Origin of the sequence: Streptococcus suis, from assembly GCF_002964045.1 — a bacterium.
Classification (GTDB): domain Bacteria; phylum Bacillota; class Bacilli; order Lactobacillales; family Streptococcaceae; genus Streptococcus; species Streptococcus suis_U.
This window is the reverse complement of record NZ_POPB01000248.1, coordinates 1-2575: the sequence shown is the minus strand read 5'-3', so window position 1 is coordinate 2575 and position 2575 is coordinate 1. Positions and strand designations below refer to the sequence as shown.

The 2575-nt window shown below is 36.5% G+C and carries 3 protein-coding genes; all 3 read left to right on the top strand.

What is annotated here, in order from left to right; translation table 11 throughout:
- Nucleotides 1-143 precede the first annotated feature (143 nt).
- Nucleotides 144-647, top strand: a complete 504-nt coding sequence (locus C1E99_RS02360; protein ID WP_105206465.1) for an RNA polymerase sigma factor — start codon at nt 144-146, stop codon at nt 645-647.
- Complete coding sequence (locus C1E99_RS02355) at nt 628-1614, top strand: anti sigma factor C-terminal domain-containing protein (RefSeq protein WP_238146190.1); 987 nt, start codon at nt 628-630, stop codon at nt 1612-1614. The genes C1E99_RS02360 and C1E99_RS02355 overlap by 20 nt, the downstream gene beginning before the upstream one ends.
- A 230-nt stretch (nt 1615-1844) precedes the next feature.
- Nucleotides 1845-2575: SH3 domain-containing protein (locus tag C1E99_RS14475; RefSeq protein ID WP_153060148.1), on the top strand; the 731-nt coding region annotated here is incomplete at its 3' end.

The following is a 2575-nucleotide window of genomic DNA, read 5'->3' as shown; positions in this document are numbered from 1 at the left end:
GGCTTATTTGCCATGGAAGGAAAAAATTAAAAGAGCATGTAAATAGAAAAAGGTTCCAGAGTCTACAGGACTTTGGAGCCTTTTTTCAATATACTTTGTTATTGGGCGGTTACTCTCATTCGTTTTATTAGTGAAAGGAGGAGATGAGCATCAAATTAGATGAATATGAAAAAGAAATCATTGGTATTGCTGAGGAAATTTCCTATTATCTGCAAAAATCTGGCGCCACCTATGCAGATAGTCAGGATATTGCCCAGGATATACTAGTGAAAATCTTAGAAGCAGAACTTGTCCTTCCTTTTGACAAATTACGAGCCTGGCTTTATCGTTCAGCTGTTAGGGCCTATATCGATAAATATAGGAGGGACAAGCATTATCACGAAATCTTACAAAGAGAGTTTTTTACCAGTGAGAATGTATTAACTTATGACATGGAAAACTATGAGGAGCTCTATCAGGCAGTTGAGACATTGCCAACTAACTATCAGCATGTGATAGATCTTTATTACTTTCAAGATATGAGCGTTAAGGAAATTGCGCATATTCTAGGATACAGTCAAAGTCTGGTAAAAATCAATCTCTACAGAGGGAGAAAACTTCTAGCTAAAATGTTAAAAGAGAAAGGGTATGAATATGAAAACTTTTGAAATTGCAACCAAGAAAAGTAAGAAAAAACAATTATGGAAAACAGTTGGTCTATCTACACTAGGGCTCTTGTTGATTACGGGAGCGACATTGAAAACCTTGCAGATTTTAACTGCTAATAATGGAGAAAAAATCTATCAAGAATACGAATTATTGTCACAGGTTGCCTATCCAAACATTGAATACTCAACCTACTATTATAAAGCGACATCTCTATTTGCTGGTGCTGTCCAGGCAGATCGCCACAAAGATTTGGCAGGGGTTCCAGTAGCATTTGGTGACTATGAATATCACTATGACTGGATGGGAACGTATTTGGATTTTTCTCAGGATGGACCGACCTATAAGAGAGATATTGCTTATGATCGCCAAACCTGGTCAAAATTGCCACTTTTTTATAATACGGAGAAAATTGACACCGATGACTTTGCAACTGTTCCAAGTCAAGAGCTTTCTTTAGTGAAAGAAATGTCTAATCAGCTAGTAGAAGTTGCCATCACTTTTGACAAAAAATATAGTTTTGGTGAGTTGCAGACCATGTTACCACAAAATTTGAAAAAGAATTGGTACTGGATTGGAACAGCCTCCAAAAAGAATACAGCCGATTTTCGTATTGATCAGTTATTTGGTTTTCAAGGAGAGGCTTTAAAGGTTTATGAACCAGATGCTGAATTGCCAACAGAGGCAGCCTCATGGAATCCTTTAACTCCGATGAAAAAGATAGCAGGACAGTATAATCATTATTTAGGGGAATATGCACTCGTCACGGATATTCAATCCTTTTTGGATCGATTTGGTGATACAGATTTCACTAAGCAGGAAGAAATTGACCAGTTAGAATTTGCAGGAGTCATCCTTACAGGACGTGCAGAAGACTTTGCCCAGTTAGAGGGGAAAGATTGGATTTATGCTTCTAGTATCGGAGCTTCTGTGCAAAACCAGCCATATAATCAATTAGACTTTGAATAGCAAGCGAATGAAGGACCTTATTTGAATTGATTTCAGATAAGGTTTTTAAAATTTTTAAAGATAAATTTGAAATTTCCATTTTTTTGCGAATAAATAGATAGGGATGAAAGATTACTTTTTCACCACAAATATTACAAAAATATTACAAAATGTTACAAAAACGCTTGCGTTATTACAAGGTCGGGAGTATAATATGAGTGAAGACAGTAACAGAAAGGTAGGTATAATATATGTTCGATAACATGATAAGCAAGGAAAAACAAAGATTTTCAATTCGCAAATATAGTTTAGGTGCTGCATCTGTACTAATTGGAACTGGCCTAATTTTTGGAGTTCAAGAAGTCAAAGCTGATGAAGTCAATGATTTAACAGTTACACCAACGCCAATTCTACTGTCAGATAATTCAAATAAAACTATTGCGGAGGAAGAGTCCCCTACAGAGGAATTAAATGAATTACAACTTTCACATAGAGGAGAAAGTACTACTGAAAAAGTAGAACAAGTTCAAGAAAGTTCCACTCAAGTTACACCACCGCAAAGTGTGAATAATAATTCTCAAACTGTTGAAAGCCATCAAACTGTACTACCACCACAAGGTCGATACGAATATGAAGTGCAGACTCCTGTAAGAAATCAACCTAGTAATTCTGCACCAGTTGAATTTTATGCGAATGCAGGTGATACTGTAAATTATGACAAAGTGGTCTCTTCAGAAGGCGAAGATTGGATTTCTTATCAATCATATAGCGGTGTCCGTCGTTATGCATCCATTTCAAAAACTACGGTAGTAAAAAAATCGCCTGAAACTCAACCCGAACAATTGAATTCCAATATTGCTGATAGAGGGACCTATCACTTTACAAAGCAAGCTGAAGTCAAGAACGAAGCCAAGTTATCCGCACCGACTCAATTTACCTTTGAAAAAGGGGATAAGGTCAACTACGATAAGGTTGTCAAAGC

Bases quoted from the DNA above. Each gene is read 5' to 3' on its own strand.
- C1E99_RS02360 (WP_105206465.1), top strand. From the start codon at position 144: ATGAGCATCAAATTAGATGAATATGAAAAAGAAATCATTGGTATTGCT.
- C1E99_RS02355 (WP_238146190.1), top strand. From the start codon at position 628: ATGAATATGAAAACTTTTGAAATTGCAACCAAGAAAAGTAAGAAAAAA.